This window comes from Longispora sp. NPDC051575 (assembly GCF_040681875.1).
In the GTDB taxonomy this organism is placed as follows: domain Bacteria; phylum Actinomycetota; class Actinomycetes; order Mycobacteriales; family Micromonosporaceae; genus Longispora.
This window is the reverse complement of record NZ_JBFAZP010000005.1, coordinates 148,941-166,228: the sequence shown is the minus strand read 5'-3', so window position 1 is coordinate 166,228 and position 17,288 is coordinate 148,941. Positions and strand designations below refer to the sequence as shown.

Annotated in this window: 15 protein-coding genes and 1 tRNA gene; 9 read left to right on the top strand and 7 right to left on the bottom strand. The window is 70.4% G+C overall.

Annotated elements, in window-relative coordinates:
* Positions 1 to 250 precede the first annotated feature (250 nt).
* Entirely contained in the window at positions 251 to 2,743 is a 2,493-nt protein-coding gene (locus AB0M43_RS15185) for a transglycosylase domain-containing protein (RefSeq protein ID WP_363724890.1), read from the top strand.
* A gap of 252 nt (positions 2,744 to 2,995) precedes the next feature.
* Here AB0M43_RS15185 and AB0M43_RS15180 read toward each other — a convergent pair whose 3' ends face one another.
* Positions 2,996 to 3,448, bottom strand: a complete 453-nt coding sequence (locus AB0M43_RS15180; RefSeq protein ID WP_363724888.1) for a GatB/YqeY domain-containing protein — start codon at positions 3,446 to 3,448, stop codon at positions 2,996 to 2,998.
* Positions 3,449 to 3,472: 24 nt separating this feature from the next.
* Here AB0M43_RS15180 and AB0M43_RS15175 point away from each other — a divergent pair, with 24 nt between their 5' ends.
* Both AB0M43_RS15175 and AB0M43_RS15170 read left to right on the top strand, forming a co-directional pair.
* Entirely contained in the window at positions 3,473 to 4,372 is a 900-nt protein-coding gene (locus AB0M43_RS15175; RefSeq protein WP_363724886.1) for a metallophosphoesterase, read from the top strand.
* Between the two features lie 167 nt (positions 4,373 to 4,539).
* Positions 4,540 to 4,613 (top strand) — tRNA-Pro (locus AB0M43_RS15170).
* 122 nt (positions 4,614 to 4,735) lie between these two features.
* On the opposite strand, the gene AB0M43_RS15165 is transcribed toward AB0M43_RS15170, so the two are convergent.
* A complete protein-coding gene (locus tag AB0M43_RS15165) occupies positions 4,736 to 5,707 on the bottom strand; it encodes an ankyrin repeat domain-containing protein (protein WP_363724884.1) in 972 nt (323 codons plus the stop codon).
* A gap of 87 nt (positions 5,708 to 5,794) precedes the next feature.
* Positions 5,795 to 5,986, bottom strand: coding sequence for a hypothetical protein (locus AB0M43_RS15160; protein WP_363724883.1), 192 nt, complete (start codon positions 5,984 to 5,986; stop codon positions 5,795 to 5,797).
* Positions 5,987 to 6,121: 135 nt separating this feature from the next.
* On the opposite strand from AB0M43_RS15160, the gene AB0M43_RS15155 reads away from it, so the two are divergent.
* The gene (locus AB0M43_RS15155; RefSeq protein WP_363724881.1) at positions 6,122 to 6,865 is read left to right on the top strand and encodes a hypothetical protein; all 744 of its coding nucleotides are present in this window, start codon (positions 6,122 to 6,124) and stop codon (positions 6,863 to 6,865) included.
* A 107-nt stretch (positions 6,866 to 6,972) separates the two neighbouring features.
* Here AB0M43_RS15155 and AB0M43_RS15150 read toward each other — a convergent pair whose 3' ends face one another.
* Positions 6,973 to 7,152: a CsbD family protein gene (locus AB0M43_RS15150; protein ID WP_363724879.1), complete on the bottom strand. Its 180-nt coding sequence runs from the start codon at positions 7,150 to 7,152 to the stop codon at positions 6,973 to 6,975.
* 122 nt (positions 7,153 to 7,274) lie between these two features.
* On the opposite strand from AB0M43_RS15150, the gene AB0M43_RS15145 reads away from it, so the two are divergent.
* Positions 7,275 to 8,438, top strand: coding sequence for a multidrug effflux MFS transporter (locus tag AB0M43_RS15145; protein WP_363724877.1), 1,164 nt, complete (start codon positions 7,275 to 7,277; stop codon positions 8,436 to 8,438).
* 153 nt (positions 8,439 to 8,591) lie between these two features.
* Here the strand turns inward: AB0M43_RS15145 and AB0M43_RS15140 are convergent, their stop codons facing one another.
* Positions 8,592 to 9,350, bottom strand: a complete 759-nt coding sequence (locus tag AB0M43_RS15140) for a hypothetical protein (RefSeq protein WP_363724875.1) — start codon at positions 9,348 to 9,350, stop codon at positions 8,592 to 8,594.
* 104 nt (positions 9,351 to 9,454) lie between these two features.
* Between AB0M43_RS15140 and AB0M43_RS15135 the strand changes: the two genes are divergently transcribed.
* The 3 genes from AB0M43_RS15135 (at position 9,455) to leuA (ending at position 13,794) form a co-directional block, all read left to right on the top strand.
* Positions 9,455 to 10,720 carry an aspartate kinase gene (locus AB0M43_RS15135; protein WP_363724873.1) on the top strand — a complete coding sequence of 422 codons (1,266 nt, stop codon included), beginning with the start codon at positions 9,455 to 9,457 and terminating at the stop codon, positions 10,718 to 10,720.
* 2 nt (positions 10,721 to 10,722) lie between these two features.
* Positions 10,723 to 11,778, top strand: a complete 1,056-nt coding sequence (locus tag AB0M43_RS15130; protein ID WP_363724871.1) for an aspartate-semialdehyde dehydrogenase — start codon at positions 10,723 to 10,725, stop codon at positions 11,776 to 11,778.
* A 357-nt stretch (positions 11,779 to 12,135) separates the two neighbouring features.
* Complete coding sequence (gene leuA, locus AB0M43_RS15125) at positions 12,136 to 13,794, top strand: 2-isopropylmalate synthase (protein WP_363724869.1); 1,659 nt, start codon at positions 12,136 to 12,138, stop codon at positions 13,792 to 13,794.
* A gap of 231 nt (positions 13,795 to 14,025) precedes the next feature.
* Here leuA and AB0M43_RS15120 read toward each other — a convergent pair whose 3' ends face one another.
* Together AB0M43_RS15120 and AB0M43_RS15115 are read right to left on the bottom strand one after the other, a co-directional pair.
* A complete protein-coding gene (locus AB0M43_RS15120; protein WP_363724867.1) occupies positions 14,026 to 14,739 on the bottom strand; it encodes a DUF4190 domain-containing protein in 714 nt (237 codons plus the stop codon).
* A gap of 347 nt (positions 14,740 to 15,086) precedes the next feature.
* Complete coding sequence (locus AB0M43_RS15115; RefSeq protein WP_363724865.1) at positions 15,087 to 16,460, bottom strand: MFS transporter; 1,374 nt, start codon at positions 16,458 to 16,460, stop codon at positions 15,087 to 15,089.
* An 82-nt stretch (positions 16,461 to 16,542) separates the two neighbouring features.
* Here AB0M43_RS15115 and AB0M43_RS15110 point away from each other — a divergent pair, with 82 nt between their 5' ends.
* Complete coding sequence (locus AB0M43_RS15110) at positions 16,543 to 17,190, top strand: HNH endonuclease family protein (RefSeq protein ID WP_363724863.1); 648 nt, start codon at positions 16,543 to 16,545, stop codon at positions 17,188 to 17,190.
* Positions 17,191 to 17,288 lie beyond the last annotated feature (98 nt).

Here is a 17,288-nt window from a genome sequence, read left to right as displayed (position 1 = left end):
AACAAGTCTGCCCTGCGCGATCATCATCCTCCGTGATTGCCCGATTACGCAATGTGTTGGGCAAGAAATTCGGACAGTAATTTTCTCCTGACACATCGGAGTGCCTGAGCCCCAAAGTGGGTTCACCAGTGTCAACCTTTGCGGTAGACGCAACCTCCTATGCACACAAGACGTCTCTTGACATGTCAGGTCGGGCCCGCACGGGTGCCGGCCATATCGGCGCGTCACGTACTCTGAGGCGGTGCACTGGATGCGAGACCGTGACCGGACCCTGCTCTCCAACGCCGCTTCGCTGCTGGTCTGCGGCATCCTTGCCGGCGTAGTCGTCGCCGCCGCGGCCTTCCCGGCGGTAGCGGTCTCGGGCCTTGCGGCGAAGTCGGGCGCGGAGGCCTTCGAGAACCTGCCGAGCGAGCTGAAGACCCCGCCCGCCCCGCAGATCACCTACGTCAACGCCAGCGACAGCAAGACCCTGCTGGCGATGCTCTACGACGAGAACCGGCGGGACGTCCCGCTGACCGGCGTCGCCGAGATCATGCAGAAGGCCATGATCGCGGCCGAGGACACCCGGTTCTACGAGCACAAGGGCGTCGACCCCAAGGGCGTCGTCCGGGCGTTCGTCGCGAACAACGGCAGCGACGGGGGCGACACCCAGCAGGGCGCGTCCACGCTGACGATGCAGTACGTGCGGCAGTCGTTGCAGTACAACGCGACCACGCCGCAGGAGGTGCTCGCGGCGACCGCGCAGACCCCGGCCCGCAAGCTCAAGGAGATGCGGTACGCCCTCGCCCTGGAGAAGAAGCTCACCAAGGACCAGATCCTCGAGCGGTACCTGAACATCTCCTACTTCGGCCACCAGGCGTACGGGATCCACGCCGCCGCCCAGGTCTACTTCAACAAGACGCCCGACAAGCTGACCCTCGCCGAGGCGTCGCTGATCGCGGGCCTGGTGAAGTCCCCCAGCGAGTACGACCCGACGCTCAAGGACGGCAAGCAGCTCGCCCTCGACCGGCGCACCTACGTGCTGGAGCAGATGGTCAAGCTCAAGATGGTCACCAAGGCCGAGGCCGACGAGGCCGCGAAGGCCCCGATGAACATCACCGCCCACGACCTGCCCAACGGCTGCGTCAACGTCCAGCCGAACAACGCCGGGTTCTTCTGCGACTTCCTGATCGCCTGGTGGAAGGAGCAGCCGGCGTTCGGCGGCAGCGCCGGAGAGCGCGAGGACCGGCTCAAGCGCGGCGGCTACACCATCACCAGCACCCTCGACCTGGCCGTGCAGAACGCCACCGTCGGCCACCTCAACAGCCAGATCTCCAACAACAACTCGGTCGCGATCACCACGGCCGCCGTCGAACCCGGCACCGGCCGGGTGCAGGCGATGGCCGCGAACCGCAACTACAGCCTCGACCAGTCCGGCAACGGGGCGAGTACGGACCCGTTGAAGCAGGGCAAGAAGGGCACCTGGCCGAACACCACGAACCCGCTGGTCAGCGGGGGCGGGGACATCACCGGGTACCAGGCCGGCTCGACGTTCAAGATCTTCACCCTGATCGCGGCGCTGGACGCGGGCTACCCGCTGGCGTACACGATCAACGCGAAGAGCCCGTACACCTCGACGAAGTACTTCAACGGCTCGACCCGGGAACCCGGCGGCGCACAGTGCGACTTCGACACCAACTCCGGGCAGTGGCGCTACTGCCCGAAGAACGACGCCCCCGGCTGGATGAACGGTAATCGTTCGATGTGGACCGGTTTCGGCCGTTCCGTCAACACGTTCTTCATCCCGCTCGAGGAGCGCGTCGGCGCCTCCAAGGTGGTCAAGGCCGCCCAGGACGCCGGGATCAAGTTCCGGGCCAAGACCGAGGCCGCCAAGGCCGCCGACCCGAAGGACGCCGACACCTGGGGCGCCTTCACCCTCGGCGTCACCGCGACCACCCCGCTCGACCTGGCCAACGCCTACGCCACCCTGGCCGCAGGTGGCAACCGGTGCGAGCCCATCCCTGTGATGGAGATCAAGGACCTGGCCGGCAACAAGGTCGACGGCGCCACCCCGAAGTGCAGCCAGACCATCCGGGCCGAGGTCGCCAACGCGGCCATCGACGCCGCGCGCTGCCCGCTCGACGACCAGTCCGCGGCCCGCAAGTGCGACGGGGCCACGGCCAACGGCTTCAAGAACACCGTGGGCCGGCCGGTGGCGGGCAAGACCGGTACCTCGGACGAGACCTCCTCCACGGTCGTCGCCACCACCCCCCAGCTGAGCATGGCCGCCATCGCCGCCGACCCGGACAACCCGCAGCGCGGCGCGACGAACAAGCACAGCGAGGTCAACAACCTGGTCTCCCGGGCCCTGCGCGACGGCCTGAAGGGCAAAGAGGTCAAGAACTTCACCCCACCGACCCAGCTGATGGCGTACGGGGACCAGAAGCCCGTCCCGTCCGTGAAGTGCCAGACCGTCGGCGCCGCCCAGTCCGCCATCAAGCGGGCCGGGTTCGAGGTCGAGGTCAGCAGCGGCAAGATCGCGTCCACCTGCCCCGAGGGCACGGTCGCCGAGTCCAGCCCCGAGGGCCAGGCACCGAAGGGCTCCACGATCACCCTGACGCTGAGCAGCGGCAAGGGCGCGGCGAGCACCACCCCGATCGCGAACGGCGGGGGCGGTAACCGTGGCGGCGGAGGAGGGGGTGGCGGCGGAGGTGGCGGCAACCCGTTCCCGCCGCTGCCGAACTGGCCGCCACCGAGGCGATAAGTGAAATGGGGCACCCCGTGATCGGGGTGCCCCATTTTCATGCGTGAAGCCGGGCTTGGCTGGGCCAGGCGGCGCCGAGCGAGCATCGGGCTGCGTGGCACCTGGGCCACGGTGCGAACTGGCCGCCGGTCGCGTGGATTGTGACGCCCCAGGCCCGCCGGTCGAGTGGACTATGTCATCCCCTAGCCCGGGCATGGGCCCGGCGGCCTGCCGGTCTGGCGCGGGCCAGGCGGCCCGCCGGCAGGGCGTGGGTCAGGCGAGCTGCTTGCGGACCTCCGCCGCGACCCGACCACCCTCGGCGCGCCCCGCGACCGCGGCCTGAGCCGCCTTCATCGCCTGGCCGAGCGCCTTCGGCCCCTCGAAACCACCCGCCGCCAGCGCCCCGGCCACCAGCTCGGTGAGCTCGGCGTCGGAGAGCTGCTTCGGCAGGTACGCCCCGAGGATCTCCTCCTCTGCCCGCTCCTTGGCCGCCAGCTCGGTCCGCCCCGCGTCGGCGAAGGCCACCGCGGACTCCCGCCGCTTCTTGGCCTCCTTCGTCACGACGGCGAGCACCTCGTCATCGCTCAGCTCACGGGCCTCCTTGCCCGCCACCTCGGCACTCTTGACGGCGGTCAGCACCATCTTGAGCGTGGAGGTCGTGAGCTCGTTGCGGGCCTTCATCGCGGTACGCATATCGGTTTCGAGCCGGTCCTTGAGAGTCGCCATACCGGGAAAACTACGCTAGGGGGCATGCGGACACGCAATGTAATACGGTTGGCCGGCGCGGTGGGTGTGCTCGGGGCGGCTTGCGTCGCGTACGGCACGTTCGTGGAGAGGACCCGGTACACGCTCAGACGCGTCGACGTCCCCGTCCTCGCGGCCGACGCCGAACCCCTCCGGGTGCTGCACGTCACCGACCTGCACATGACCCCGAACCAGCGCGGCAAGCAGGAGTGGGTGGCGGCCCTCGCGGCCCTCGACCCCGACCTCGTGCTGCTCACCGGCGACAACATGGCGCACCCCGAGTCGCTGCCGGGCGTCCTGCGCGCCGTCGAGCCCCTCCTGGCGTTCCCCGGCGCGTTCGTGTTCGGCTCGAACGACTATCTGGGCCCGGTACCCAAAAATCCTTTCATGTATTTCAATCCCAATCGGGTGTACACCCAGGGCGTGCCCCTGCCCAGCGAGGAACTGCGCGCCGCGCTCACCTCGGCGGGCTGGGCCGACCTGAACAACGCCAAGGCGACCGTGAAGGCCGGCGGCCAGCGGATCGACTTCGCGGGCGTCGACGACCCGCACGTCGACCGCGACGACTACGACTCCGTCGCCGGGCCCGTCGACCCCGGCGCGGACATCCGGATCGGGGTGACCCATTCCCCCGCCTCGCGGGTGCTGAACCGGATGGTCGCCGATGGGTACGACCTGATGGTGGCGGGGCACACGCACGGTGGGCAGGTGTGCATCCCCGGGATCGGGGCGCTCGTGACGAACTGTGACCTGCCTCGGTCGATGGCGAAGGGGTTGCACTGGTACTCGCGGGGGGATCATGCCGCCTGGCTGCATGTTTCGGCCGGGTTGGGGACCAATCCGTATACGCCGTTCCGGTTCGCTTGTCCGCCTGAGGCTACGGTTCTGACGTTGATTCCTCGGTAGGGAGGACTTCGGGGGCGCCCCGGTCCACGGTCGTTCGGGTCGGCGCTGGGCGGCCCGGCCCGAGGGCCGGGTGGGGCTCCGCTGAGGGGTCTTCGGGGGTGTCGGCGGGTCGGTGATACCCAGTTGGCTTGGGGGGTAGGGGCTGCGCTACTATTTGGCGGCACGATCGGGGTATGGCGCAGTTTGGTAGCGCGCTACGTTCGGGACGTAGAGGCCGTCGGTTCAAATCCGGCTACCCCGACAGACAGAAGAGCCAGGTCAGAGATATCTGACCTGGCTTTCTCGTTGTCCGGGCTCCATCGAAGCCTCGTCGCCAGGGCTCCGCCCAAACCCCGTTGCCCGGGCTCCGCCGAAACGGACCGATTACTCGGCCGGCCAGGTCCAGTAGTCGCGGGCCGGGAGGCGGAGCCACAGGTCGGGTGGGCCGGCGAAGGGACGCGCGTCGGTCGGGCGGATCCCCACGTGGGCGGCGCAGTGGGCAACGGGGTTGTTCGCGTAGAGGTAGGAGGCGAGGATCTCCTCCGCCGGGTACCCGGCTGTCGGGAGGCCGCCCGGGGACAGATCCCACCCGACACTCCTCCCGTCGCGGGTGATGCTGCCCTGGTTCCCGCTCTTCGGGTTGGCGTACATCCCGTAGCAGACGGTGCCGGCGGACAGGCGGCTGAGAATGCCCGGACTGTCCACCAGGTAGCCCTGTTGCTGGAGGACGACACACCCGCCGGGTACGTCGGTGATGCCGACGTACCTGATGACCTCGTCCTCGATGTCGTTCCAGTCGGCCACCGACCAGGCCTCCCAGAGCGTGTCCATCTCCGCCGGTTCGACAGGTGTGCCCCCGAGCCTTCGGGCCGCCTCCGCCGCGTCCACGCCCGCGACGCAGGCCAGGCTGTCGCCCTCGGAGTGCAGGTCGCCGATCGCCGTGGTCAGCCGGTGGCCCTCCTCGGCGGCGGCGGTCTCGGCCGGGGTCAGGCCGGGGTGCCGGGCCGGGGCGGCGAGCGGGGTCGGGCCGGCCAGGCTGAGCCGGCCCGGGGACCAGCCTGACATCATCGGGCGCCACGGGTCGGCCCCGGCGGCGACCAGGGCGCGGACGTTGTCGGGGCGGCGCGCGTAGACGGCGTCCCAGAGCGCGGTACGGCCGTCGGACTCGGCGTCCACATCGTCGACCCGGCTGGCGAGCAGGGAAACGACGTCCGGTGGGCAGTACGCGGCGGCGGTGTGCAGTGGACGGGCGCGGTGCGCCAGGTGCGGGTCGGCGCCCGCGTCGAGTCGGGCGCGGACCTCCTCGACATCGATGTGGCCGTGCCACCGGAGACCGGACCAGTTGCCCTCGACCATGCGCGAACTCCCCGTGACGTGGTTCGCGTCCAGCCTGTCAGAGAAACGGCGTCCCCGCTGACCCGACCGTGGGCCCACGAAGCGTGGCTACGGTCGGACGGGCTGCCTGGCCGGGCGGTCCGCCGTCGGGGACGAACCGCGGTCGAAGCCAATCACGGCCGCGTAGGCGTCGGCCAGGTGGTGGATGGTCGAGGGGTCGCGCGTCCCGGCCGCCATGTCCGCGATCTTGTTCAGGAGTGCGATCTTCGCCGCGTCCGAGGCTTCATCCAAATTCGCCATGCACACAGCGTAACCGGAATGGAACTCGCTCGTGGTGGCCATTGTGCACCCCGCGCGGGGTCCGGCCCTCGCATTGACGTGGTTCAGCGGGATCCGTAGTGTTCGCTCGCTGAAGCGGGGGTGCGAATGCGTCGGGTGACGATCGTCGTGGGTGCGGCGCTGGTGTGGGTGTTGGCCGGTTGTGGTGGGCCGGCGACCCGCGTTCCACCCTCAGTGGTCAGTCCCTCGGCGGCCCCGGGTGCGACCCAGAGCGCGACCCCGACGCCGAGCCCGTCGCCGCAGCTGGGGTCGACGGAGAAGTTCGCGGTCGCCCAGCGGGTGGCACTCGCGACGGACGCGCTCGGTGTCCTGGATCTGCGGCCGGCGCACCGGGACACGCAGTCGACCCAGCGCCTGTCGAGCGAGTTGTGCCCCGGGCCTGGCGGCTACAACGCGTTGATCCTGACGGGGCGGTACCGCATGTGGCACAACGGCGACGGCCATGACGGGTACGCCTGGGCGGCGAACCACGCGGCGGTCTACGACGGTACGTCCGCGGCGCAGGTCATCGACGAGCTGCGCCGGGAGCTGCCCGGCCGGTGCGAACGGTACAAGGCCGATCCGGCGTCGGACGACACGTTCGTCGTCCACACGGTCCGCGAGCTGGCGTTGCCGGCGGCGCCCGGAGTCACCTCGCAGTACGCGTACTGTGCCGCGATGTCCTACGACAGTGGGTACCAGGGGCACTATTGCACCCTGTACCTGGGGCGGGAGTACTCCGGGGTGGGCGTCGTCTCGACGTTCACGTACTCGGCCGACGGGCGCGGGACGTGTGAGGCCGCCGGTCGCCGGGTCGCGGCGATGATCGCCGGGCAGCTCGCGGCGCTGGGGCCGGCGTAGGACAAACCCCACGACCAGAGGGGTACGGATGACACGCGGAAGCCGCCGGGGCACGCGAAGGCCGTCGTACCCCCCGTCTTCGCGGAAGGCACGACGGCCCGTGACGGCTACTTGAACTTGTTCTTGAGGTCCTCGACCTTGTCCTTGATCGCGTCCCCCGCCTGCTCGAGCTTGCCCTTGCCCTGGTCAGCGAGACCCTCGGCCTCGAGCTCCTTGTTGCCGGTGGCCTCACCGAGCTTCTCCTTGGCCTTGCCGACCAGCTCGTCCTTCTTGCCCTCGAAACCCATGACTTGCTCCCTTCGCAGCGTGACCATGAGTTACCCGAGGTGCCCGGCCGCCAAACCCGGTGTGGTCCAGCCAACACTGTCTGACGGGTCAGATTCCTAGTCTTGAGAGATAGCTTGACCAGGTGCCCCGCCGTTATTTCGTGCTGCTCGGATGGCTGTCCGCCTTCGCGCCGCTGTCCATGGACATGTACCTCCCGGCCCTGCCCGCGCTCGGCCGGGAGTTCGGCGCGTCCGCCGCGGACGTGCAACTGACCCTCACCGCGTGTCTGATCGGACTCGCCGTCGGGCAGCTCGTCGCCGGGCCGCTCAGCGACCGGCTCGGGCGGAAGATCCCGCTGCTGACGGGCCTCACCGTCTACGCGCTGGCGTCGCTCGCGTGCGCCTTCACGAACAGCGTCGAGGTACTGATCGGCATGCGGCTCCTCCAGGGGCTCGCCGGGGCGGCCGGGATCGTGATCGCGCGCGCCATCGTCCGGGACCTGTACGAGGGCGTCACCGCCGTCCGGGTGCTCACCACGCTCATGATGATCAACGGGCTGGCTCCGATCCTCGCCCCGCTGATCGGCGGCGAACTGCTGCGGTTCGGTACCTGGCGGCTCGCGTTCTTCGTACTCTCCGCGATCGGGATCGGGCTGCTCGCCGCCACCTGGAAGTTCCCGGAGAGCCTGCCCGTGGAGCGCCGCCGGGCCAGCGCGTTCGCCAACTTCGGCCTCGTCCTCCGCGACCGGGTCTTCCTCGGTTACACCCTGGCGTGCGCGCTCGCGTTCGCCGCGCTGTTCGGGTACATCTCCGCGTCTCCGTTCGTGCTCCAGAACGTGTACGGCCTCAGTGCCCAGCAGTTCAGCTACGCCTTCGCGGGCAACGCGCTGACGCTCGTCGTGTTCGGGCAGCTCAACAGCATGCTGGTCAAGCGGGTCCGGCCCGTGGTCCTGCTGCGCGCCGGGCTCGGCCTCACCCTGCTCGGCGGCCTGCTGCTGCTCGGCGCGGTCCTCGGCGGGCTCGGGCTGGTGGCCGTCCTGCCCGCGCTGGCCCTCGTCGTGGGCAGCATGGGCATCATCTTCCCGAACCTGACGGCCCTCGCGATGGCCGACCACGGCGAGACGGCGGGTACGGCCTCGGCGGTGCTCGGCACGGTGCAGTACATCGTCGGGTCGGCCGTGGTGCCGCTGGTCGGGCTGGCCGGGGATCACACGGCGGTGCCGATGGCGATCGTGGTTGCTTCGCTGGCGGCGCTGGCGATCGGCGCGTACACCCTGACGCTGCGCCCCAGGGTGTCCCCCGCCTGATCCGGCGGCACCTGCCGCGAGCGGGCACCACCACGGCGGCCCGTGTGACGGCCCCGCGCCGACGCGACCCGCGTGACGCAGCGCGGGGCCCGGATGACGCAGCGCGGGCCCCCGGATGGACGCAGCGCGGCGCCCGCGCGGCGCCGAAGCGAGCTAGGGCTTCTTCGTCGGTGTCGGCGAAGGCGCGGGCGGCAGGGCCGCGAGTTGCAACGGCGGCCCGCCCGACACCGGCCCCGGCAACGCCACCGACACCGGCGGCGAGGCCACCGCCCCCGTCTGCACCAGCGTCCCCGCCCCGATCCGGGCCCCGGTCAGCACCCCGTCGGCCTGGAAACAGTAGGTCCCCGGATCGACCGGTGCCGCGATCGACGCCGACGTCGACTCCACCGAGAAGCAGGACCCGGGCGCCTCGAACTTCGCCGCCGCCACGGACAGGGCCGCCGACCGGCTGGTCAGGGGCGGCAGCCAGTCGGTGAACAGGTGCTGGATCCGGATGTCGTACTTCGCCGGTACCGGGGAGGCCAGCTTCACGCAGGTCGCCGGGCCGGGGGTCGCGGGCGCGGTGACGAGGGCGACCCCGCACTGGAACGTGCCGTCCTTGGTGCCCACCACCGAGATGTTGGCCGTGTTGCCGAGCGCCCCGTTCGGGATGTCGATCTTCCACGTGCCGTCCACGCCGAGCGTCACGTCGATCTTCCGCGCCGGCCCGCCCTTCGGCGTGTACGTGTACGAGGTCACGTACCGCCGGTCCAGCGCCGCCGCGACCAGCCCCGCGAGCTGCGCCCGGGGCTCCTGGGGCGCCACCGACCTCGTGGGCGCGGGGTCGCCCTGCTTCGGGGGCGGACCGTCCGAACAGCCGGACAGGGGCACGGTGAGGACGCTCAGGGCCAGTAGGGCACGGACGGGACGCATTCGATGATTGTGCCCGATCCCACAGCCACACTCTGGGACGCTCTCGGGCGCACGTCCCATCCACCGGTAAGGTGCAGGAAGTTACCGCCAGCGTTAGGAGCATCGTGGCACTCGTCGTGCAGAAATATGGTGGCTCCTCGGTCGGTGACGCCGAGCGCATCAAGCGTGTGGCCGAGCGGATCGTCGCCACGCGCAAGGCCGGCAACGACGTCGTCGTTGTGGTCTCCGCGATGGGCGACACGACCGACGAGCTTCTCGACCTCGCCAACCAGGTGAGTCCGCTGCCGCCCGGCCGCGAGCTGGACATGCTGCTCACCTCGGGGGAGCGGATCTCGATGGCCCTGCTGGCCATGGCGATCCACAACCTGGGGTACGAGGCGCGGTCCTACACCGGTTCCCAGGCCGGCGTGATCACCACGTCCGTGCACGGCAAGGCGCGGATCATCGACGTCACGCCGGGCCGACTGAAGACGGCCCTGGACGAGGGCGCGGTCGCGATCGTCGCCGGGTTCCAGGGCGTGTCCCAGGACACCAAGGACATCACGACGTTGGGCCGGGGCGGCTCGGACACCACGGCCGTGGCCCTGGCCGCCGCGCTGCACGCCGACGTGTGCGAGATCTACACCGACGTGGACGGCGTGTTCAGCGCGGACCCGCGGATCGTGCCGGACGCGAAGAAGCTCGACACGATCACGTACGAGGAAATGCTCGAGATGGCGGCTACGGGCGCGAAGGTGCTCATGCTGCGGTGCGTGGAGTACGCGCGGCGGTTCAACATGCCGATCCACGTCCGTTCGTCTTACACCAACAAGCCCGGGACCATGGTCTCCGGTTCGATGGAGGATCTTCCCGTGGAGCAGGCACTCATCACCGGCGTCGCGCACGACCGGAGCGAAGCGAAGATCACGATCGTCGGCGCCCCCGACGAGCCGGGCACGTCCGCTGCCATCTTCCGCGCCGTCGCCGACGCCGAGATGAACATCGACATGATCGTGCAGAACAACTCCACGGAGGGTACGGGCCGCACGGACATCTCCTTCACCCTGCCGAAGGAGGACGGCGCCGCCGCGATGACCGCCCTCCAGCGGATCCAGGAGAAGGTCGGCTTCAAGGGCCTGCTGTTCGACGACCACGTCGGCAAGGTGTCGCTGGTCGGGGCCGGGATGCGCTCGCACCCGGGCGTGACCGCGATCTTCTGCGAGGCGCTGGCCAGCGCGGGCGTCAACATCGAGATCATCTCCACCTCGGAGATCCGGATCTCGGTCGTCTGTCGCGACACCGACCTCGACGCTGCGGTCCGCGCGATCCACGACGCCTTCGAGCTCGGTGGCGACGAAGAGGCCGTGGTCTACGCCGGCACCGGCCGATAGCCGTGACCCGTCTCCCCACGCTGGCCGTGGTCGGCGCGACCGGCGCGGTCGGCACCGTCATGCTCGAACTGCTCAGCAGCCGCAAGAACGTCTGGGGCGAGATCCGGCTGATCGCCTCGGCCCGCTCGGCCGGCCGCAAGCTGTCGGTCCGGGGCGAGCAGGTCGAGGTGCTCGCGCTCACCCCGGAGGCGTTCGACGGGGTGGACGTGGCGATGTTCGACGTCCCCGACGAGGTGTCGGCCGAGTGGGCGCCGATCGCGGTGTCCAAGGGCGCGATCGCCGTGGACAACTCCGGCGCGTTCCGGATGGACAAGGACGTGCCGCTGGTCGTGCCCGAGGTCAACCCGGAGCATGTCCGCACCCGGCCGCGCGGCATCATCGCCAACGCGAACTGCACGACGCTGGCCATGATCCTGTCGCTCGCCCCGCTGCACCGCGAGTACGGGCTGCGCGAGCTGATGGTGTCCTCGTACCAGGCGGCTTCGGGCGCGGGGCAGATCGGTGTGGACACGCTGCACGACCAGCTCTCGAAGCTGTCCGGCGACCGGTCCGCCGGCACCCGGACCGGTGACGTGCGCCGGGTCGTGGGCGACGACCTGGGCCCGTTCCCGGCCCCGTTGGCGCTGAACGTGGTGCCGTGGGCGGGTTCCGTCAAGGACGGCGGCTGGTCCAGCGAGGAACTGAAGATCCGCAACGAGTCCCGCAAGATCCTCGGGCTTCCGGATCTCAAGGTGTCGGCGACGTGCGTCCGGGTGCCGGTCGTGACCGGGCACTCGGCTTCGCTGCACGCCATCTTCGGCTCCGAGGTGGACGCGGACCGGGCCCGCGAGGTGCTGGAGGCCGCGCCGGGCGTGGTCGTGGCGGACAACCCGGCCGAGGCGGAGTTCCCGACCCCGGCCGACGCGGTGGGGACCGATCCGACGTGGGTGGGGCGGATCCGGCGGTCGCTGGACGATCCCCGGGCGCTGGACTTCTTCGTCGTGGGCGACAACCTGCGCAAGGGCGCCGCGCTGAACACGGCGCAGATCGCGGAGCTGATCGCGGCGGAGTGGCACTAGGCACCCGCTCGAACGGACGACGGCACCTTCCCTCCGGGGTGGGTGCCGTTTTCGTTGACCCCAGCAAGCATGCAACTTTGCAGAGCGGCGGCGGGTGAAAGCGGTCACGGTTCTCCAGGTGTCCGTTGAGCTGGGGAAACGGGGAGGCACATCTCACGTAGCGGGACGAATTGTCTGAGGGTTGGTTGATCACGTAACGTGGTCGTGTCATGTGGCGCGCGCATCTTCTCCTTCGCTGCCGCGGCGAGGCCTCTCAGGCCGGCACCTCGCCGCGGGTTCCGACGCGCCTCTAGGGCTCGTCCGCCCGGTCGCTCTCGAGAAGCAACTCCCCAGAGATGACCTCCCGGAAGGCGTGACATGTCGCCCTTTGACACCCAGAAGCCCAGTAACATGCCGTTCGGCCGCTATCAGGCGTACCCCTTCAGTGTGGATCTGCCCGATCGACAGTGGCCGGGCCGGCGGATCGAGCAGGCCCCGCAGTGGTGTGCCGTGGATCTGCGCGACGGCAACCAGGCGCTGATCGACCCGATGTCCCCCGAGCGGAAGCGCAGGATGTTCCTGCTGCTGGTGAGCATGGGGTACAAGCAGATCGAGGTCGGCTTCCCGTCGGCCAGCCAGACCGACTTCGACTTCGTCCGGATGCTGATCGAGGACGGGCTGATCCCCGACGACGTGATCATCCAGGTGCTGACCCAGTGCCGGGAGCCGCTGATCGAGCGGACCTTCGAGTCGCTGCGGGGCGCCAAGCAGGCGATCGTGCACTTCTACAACTCGACGTCCGCGCTGCAACGCCGGGTCGTGTTCGGCCTGGACCGCGACGGGATCAAGGACATCGCGACGTCCGGCGCGCGGATGTGCCAGAAGTACGCGGAGATGCTGACCCCGGACACCGAGATCTACTACGAGTACTCGCCGGAGTCCTACACGGGCACCGAGCTGGAGTACGCGCTGGAGGTGTGCTCGGCGGTCATCGAGGTCGTCGCGCCCACCCCGGACCGCCCGCTGATCATCAACCTGCCGGCGACGGTGGAGATGGCCACCCCGAACGTGTACGCCGACTCGATCGAGTGGATGCACCGCAACCTGCCCCGGCGCGAGTCGCTGATCCTGAGCCTGCACCCGCACAACGACCGGGGCACCGGCGTGGCGGCCGCCGAGCTGGGGATCGCCGCCGGGGCCGACCGGGTCGAGGGCTGCCTGTTCGGCAACGGCGAGCGCACCGGCAACGTGGACCTGGTGACGCTGGGGCTGAACCTGTTCGCCCTGGGCATCGACCCGATGATCAATTTCGACCAGATCGACGAGATCAAACGCACCGTCGAGTACTGCAACCAGCTGCCCGTCCACGAGCGCCACCCGTACGCGGGCGACCTCGTCTACACGGCCTTCTCCGGCTCGCACCAGGACGCCATCAAGAAGGGGCTCGCGGCAGTGGACCCCCGGCTGTGGGAGGTCCCGTACCTGCCGATCGACCCCGCCGACGTCGGGCGCTCGTACGAGGCGGTCATCCGGGTCAACTCGCAGTCCGGCAAGGGCGGCGTCGCGTACATCATGGAGTCCGAGCATCATCTCGTCCTGCCCCGCAGGCTGCAGATCGAGTTCTCGGGCGTCGTCCAGCGGCACACGGACGGCGAGGGCGGCGAGGTGTCCCCGGCCGCGATGTGGCAGATCTTCGAGACGGAGTACCTGACCCCGGGCCGGCTGCGGATCGACACCTACTCGACCTCGACGGCCGCCGGCAAGGCCGAGGTCACCGCGCAGACCACGCTCGGCGAGCTGACCGGCGTCGGCAACGGCCCGATCGCCGCCCTGGTCTCGGCGCTGTCCGCCGTGGACATCGACGTGACCGTCCTGGACTACGCGGAGCACGCGCTCGCCTCGGGCGGGGACGCGAAGGCCGCCGCGTACGTGGAGTGCGCGATCGGCGGCGAGACGTACTGGGGCGTCGGCGTGTCCGACAACATCGTCACGGCGTCGCTGCGGGCGGTCACGTCGGCGGTGAACCGGGCGGTGTGACAGCGCTGCGGGCCGGCCTTCCGGGGCCGGCCCACACCTGTCACGTCAGTGGCTCCGGGTCGGCCGGGCACGTGGGCCTGTCGGCTGTCGCGACTCGGCCGAACCGGAGTGACACACCGTGGCCGGGTCGTCGCGACTCGGTCGAGCCAGGCGCCGCAACGTAGCCAGGCCGGGTGCCGCAACGTAGCTGAGCCCGCGGCGCCGCAATGTAGCCGAGCCGGCCGGAGCCGCCTACCGTCCGGCCAGCAGGGGCAGCACCACCCGGAACAGCACGATCAGCAGGAGAATCCAGGCGCCGGACAGGCAGATGCCCGTGATGGCCATCCACCGCCCCTCCTGCCCCGTCCGGCGGATCGTGACCAGCGCCCCGATGCCGAACAGGACCCCGAGCAGCGGGATGCCGAAGAAGCCGAACACGAACGACGCGATGGCGTGGCCGCTGAAGCCGACCGGCGGCGCGGTCCAGTGCGGGGTGTCGTCCTCGACGACCGGGGGCCGGAGCGTGCCGTTGCGGTACCCGTCGGCGGCCGGGTCCCAGGAGTCGGTGCCCCAGTTGGCGTCGGTGGGTTTGGCGGGTTCGCGGGCCCAGTCCCAGGCCTTGTCGAGGTCGCGGCCGTCCATCTGATCGACGGCCGGCGCGACGTCCTGACCCGCGCGGGCCCAGTCCCAGGCCTGGTCGAGTTTGTGGTCGTTGGTCCAGCTGCGTCCCAGGACCCGGTCGGGCTGCGTACGCCCCAGGACCCGATCGGGCTGCGCCGGGACGGGGCTGTGGGTCTGTGTCCGCTGGCTGTCCGGGTCGCCGGCCGATCGGGCGTCGCCCGCCGAGCCGGGGCCGTCTTCCAGCCCCGGGTCCCTGATTTCCGGTGCGAGGAGCGGGCCGGGCTGGCCGGCCGTTCCCGTGTTCGTTCCGCTGGCGGCTGCCGCCTTCTGGTCGTGTTCCGACATCTGTGCCTCCCCGTAGCAACGGCGGACACGTTAGCGGAACCGGGCCGCGCCCGCCGCCCCGCCTCAGGCGCCGTGGACGGGCGTCACAGCCCGCCCCGACAGCCGTGGACCGGCCTCGGAAGCTGCTGGCGCGGTTCTGACCGGTGGCGTCGCGCCTTCGCGGACCGGTGGCCCGCCGCTTGTGGTGTCCGGGGGCGCTCGGGCCGTGGCCTGTGCCGCCGGTTGCGCCCGTGCTGCGGTCGAGGGTGGGGACGCCGGCTCGCGCCCAGGTCGCGGTCGGGGTGGGTGCGCCGCTGGGACTTTCTGGGCTCCAGCCTTCAGGGGCCGGGTCGGCTCCCGACTCGCAACTAGATGAAGTTCTTCGGGGTTGGTTCGCAGTCGCCGGGTCGGAGGAGCACCGCCGCAGTCAGGGCGCCGCACGCCATCAGGCCCGCGCAGAACAGCATCGCGATCCGGTAGCCGTCGGCGAACGCGACCGGGCTGGTGTAGGACCCGGCGGACAGCCCGGCGAGCGCCGGCAGCGCGGCCACCGCGAGGAGCCCGGCGGCCCTGGCCACGGCGTTGTTCACCCCGCTGGCGACGCCCGCGTACCGGTCGGCGGCCGCCGCGAGCACCGCCGAGGTCAGCGGCGCGACGACGATCGTCAGCCCGACGCTGAGGACGAGCACGCCGGGCAGGACCGTGGTGAAGTAGCCGGCGCCGGCCCGGAGCAGCAGCAGGATGCCGACCGCGCCGGTCAGCGGCCCCATGATCAGCGGGATGCGCGGGCCGATCCGCTGGCCGAGCGCGCCGGCCCGGGGCGAGAACAGAAGCATGACCAGGGTCAACGGGACCAGGGTCAGGCCCGCGCCGAGCGCCGAGTAGCCGTGCGACACCTGGAGGAAGATGACGAGAAAGAAGAGGCAGCCGGACAGGGCCGCGTACACGAAGAACGTCACCAGGTTGATCACGCTGAACGCGCGCACCGCGAACATGGCCGGCGGCACCATCGGCGCGTGGCTGCGCCGCTCGACCCACACGAACGCCACCCCGGCGGCGAGCCCGGCGATCCCCGCGACAGGATCCCCGTTGATCAGGGCGAACGTGATCCCCGCGAGGCTCAGCGCGCCGAGGACCGCGCCGGGGAAGTCGAACCGGGCCCGCTTCTCCGGCGACCGGCTCTCCGGCACGAACTTCCAGGTCAGCACCACGACGAGTACCGCCAGCGGGACGTTCAGGAAGAACACCCACCGCCAGCTGAACGCGTCGACCAGCCAGCCGCCGACCAGCGGCCCCGCAGCCGCCGCGATCCCGCCGAACCCCGACCACGCGCCGATCGCCCGGGCCCGGTCGCGCGGGTCGAACGCCGACTGGATGATCGCCAGCGAGCCGGGCGTGAGCAGCGCCGCCCCGACCCCCTGGAGCACCCGGGCCGCGATCAGCCAGCCGATGCTCTGCGACGCCCCGCACAGGATCGACGCGCCGGTGAACCAGAAGACCCCGATCAGAAACACGAGCCTTCTGCCGTACCGGTCCCCCAGCGCCCCGCCGAGCAGCACGAACGCGGCGAGCGTCAGCGTGTACCCGTTGACCGTCCACTGGAGCCCGTCCAGCCCCGCGCCGAGATCGCGGCCCAGGTGGGGAAGGGCGACGTTCACGACGGTCGAGTCGAGCAGTGCCATGCCGGACGCGAGCACGGTCGCGGCGAGTGTCCCGCGCCCGGCCGGATCCTTCAGCAACATGGCCGAATTGTCCCCCAAACTGGCACGGATCGCAGGTATTCAGTTCCTTGCTTCGTTCCCGACCCACGAGCACGCTTGAGGGGTGTCTCCCCTCACGCGTGGTATCGCACTCCTCGTCACCGCCGCTCTGCTCGGCGCATGCGTCCAGCCGGCCACCGGCACATCCTCCGACAAACCCAGCGGCAACACGCCCGAGAAGGCCGCCACGGCGAAGACCCAGCTGGCGGCCCTGAAGACGGCGGCGTCCCGCTCCATGGCCGGGTACAGCCGGGAGAAGTTCCCGCACTGGCGCGCCCAGGGCGGCGGCTGCGACACCCGCGAGTTCGTCCTGAAGCGCGAGGGCAAGTCCGTGAAGACCGACAGCGCCTGCAAGGTGACCGGCGGCTCCTGGACCAGCCCGTACGACGACGCGAAGCACACCGTCGCCATCGAGATGGACATCGACCACATGGTCCCGCTCGCCAACGCGTGGCGCTCCGGGGCCAACGACTGGACGAACGAGAAGCGCGGCGACTTCGCCAACGATCTGGACCGCCCGCAACTCTTCGCAGTCACCGCCTCGGTGAACCGCGCCAAGGGCGACCAGGATCCTTCCACGTGGAAGCCCCCGAGCCGGTCATACTGGTGCAGTTACGCGGAGAGCTGGATCAACGTCAAGTCACATTGGCAGCTCACCGTTACCGAAGCGGAGCGCACCGCGCTCACCGACATGCTGGGGACGTGCACATGACCTCACCCAAGCCTGGCCCCCCTCCGGGGCGGACCGCCGCACCGCCCGCCGCTCCCGCTCCGGCGGCTCCGGGGACCGCTCCCGCCGCGCCTGCCGCG

Coding starts and splice junctions, on each gene's coding strand:
- AB0M43_RS15120 (WP_363724867.1), bottom strand. CDS start 14,739: ATGTCGGAACACGACCAGAAGGCGGCAGCCGCCAGCGGAACGAACACG.
- AB0M43_RS15160 (WP_363724883.1), bottom strand. CDS start 5,986: ATGGCGAATTTGGATGAAGCCTCGGACGCGGCGAAGATCGCACTCCTG.
- AB0M43_RS15165 (WP_363724884.1), bottom strand. CDS start 5,707: ATGGTCGAGGGCAACTGGTCCGGTCTCCGGTGGCACGGCCACATCGAT.
- AB0M43_RS15115 (WP_363724865.1), bottom strand. CDS start 16,460: ATGTTGCTGAAGGATCCGGCCGGGCGCGGGACACTCGCCGCGACCGTG.
- AB0M43_RS15150 (WP_363724879.1), bottom strand. CDS start 7,152: ATGGGTTTCGAGGGCAAGAAGGACGAGCTGGTCGGCAAGGCCAAGGAG.
- AB0M43_RS15180 (WP_363724888.1), bottom strand. CDS start 3,448: ATGGCGACTCTCAAGGACCGGCTCGAAACCGATATGCGTACCGCGATG.
- AB0M43_RS15140 (WP_363724875.1), bottom strand. CDS start 9,350: ATGCGTCCCGTCCGTGCCCTACTGGCCCTGAGCGTCCTCACCGTGCCC.
- AB0M43_RS15185 (WP_363724890.1), top strand. CDS start 251: ATGCGAGACCGTGACCGGACCCTGCTCTCCAACGCCGCTTCGCTGCTG.
- AB0M43_RS15175 (WP_363724886.1), top strand. CDS start 3,473: ATGCGGACACGCAATGTAATACGGTTGGCCGGCGCGGTGGGTGTGCTC.
- leuA (WP_363724869.1), top strand. CDS start 12,136: ATGTCGCCCTTTGACACCCAGAAGCCCAGTAACATGCCGTTCGGCCGC.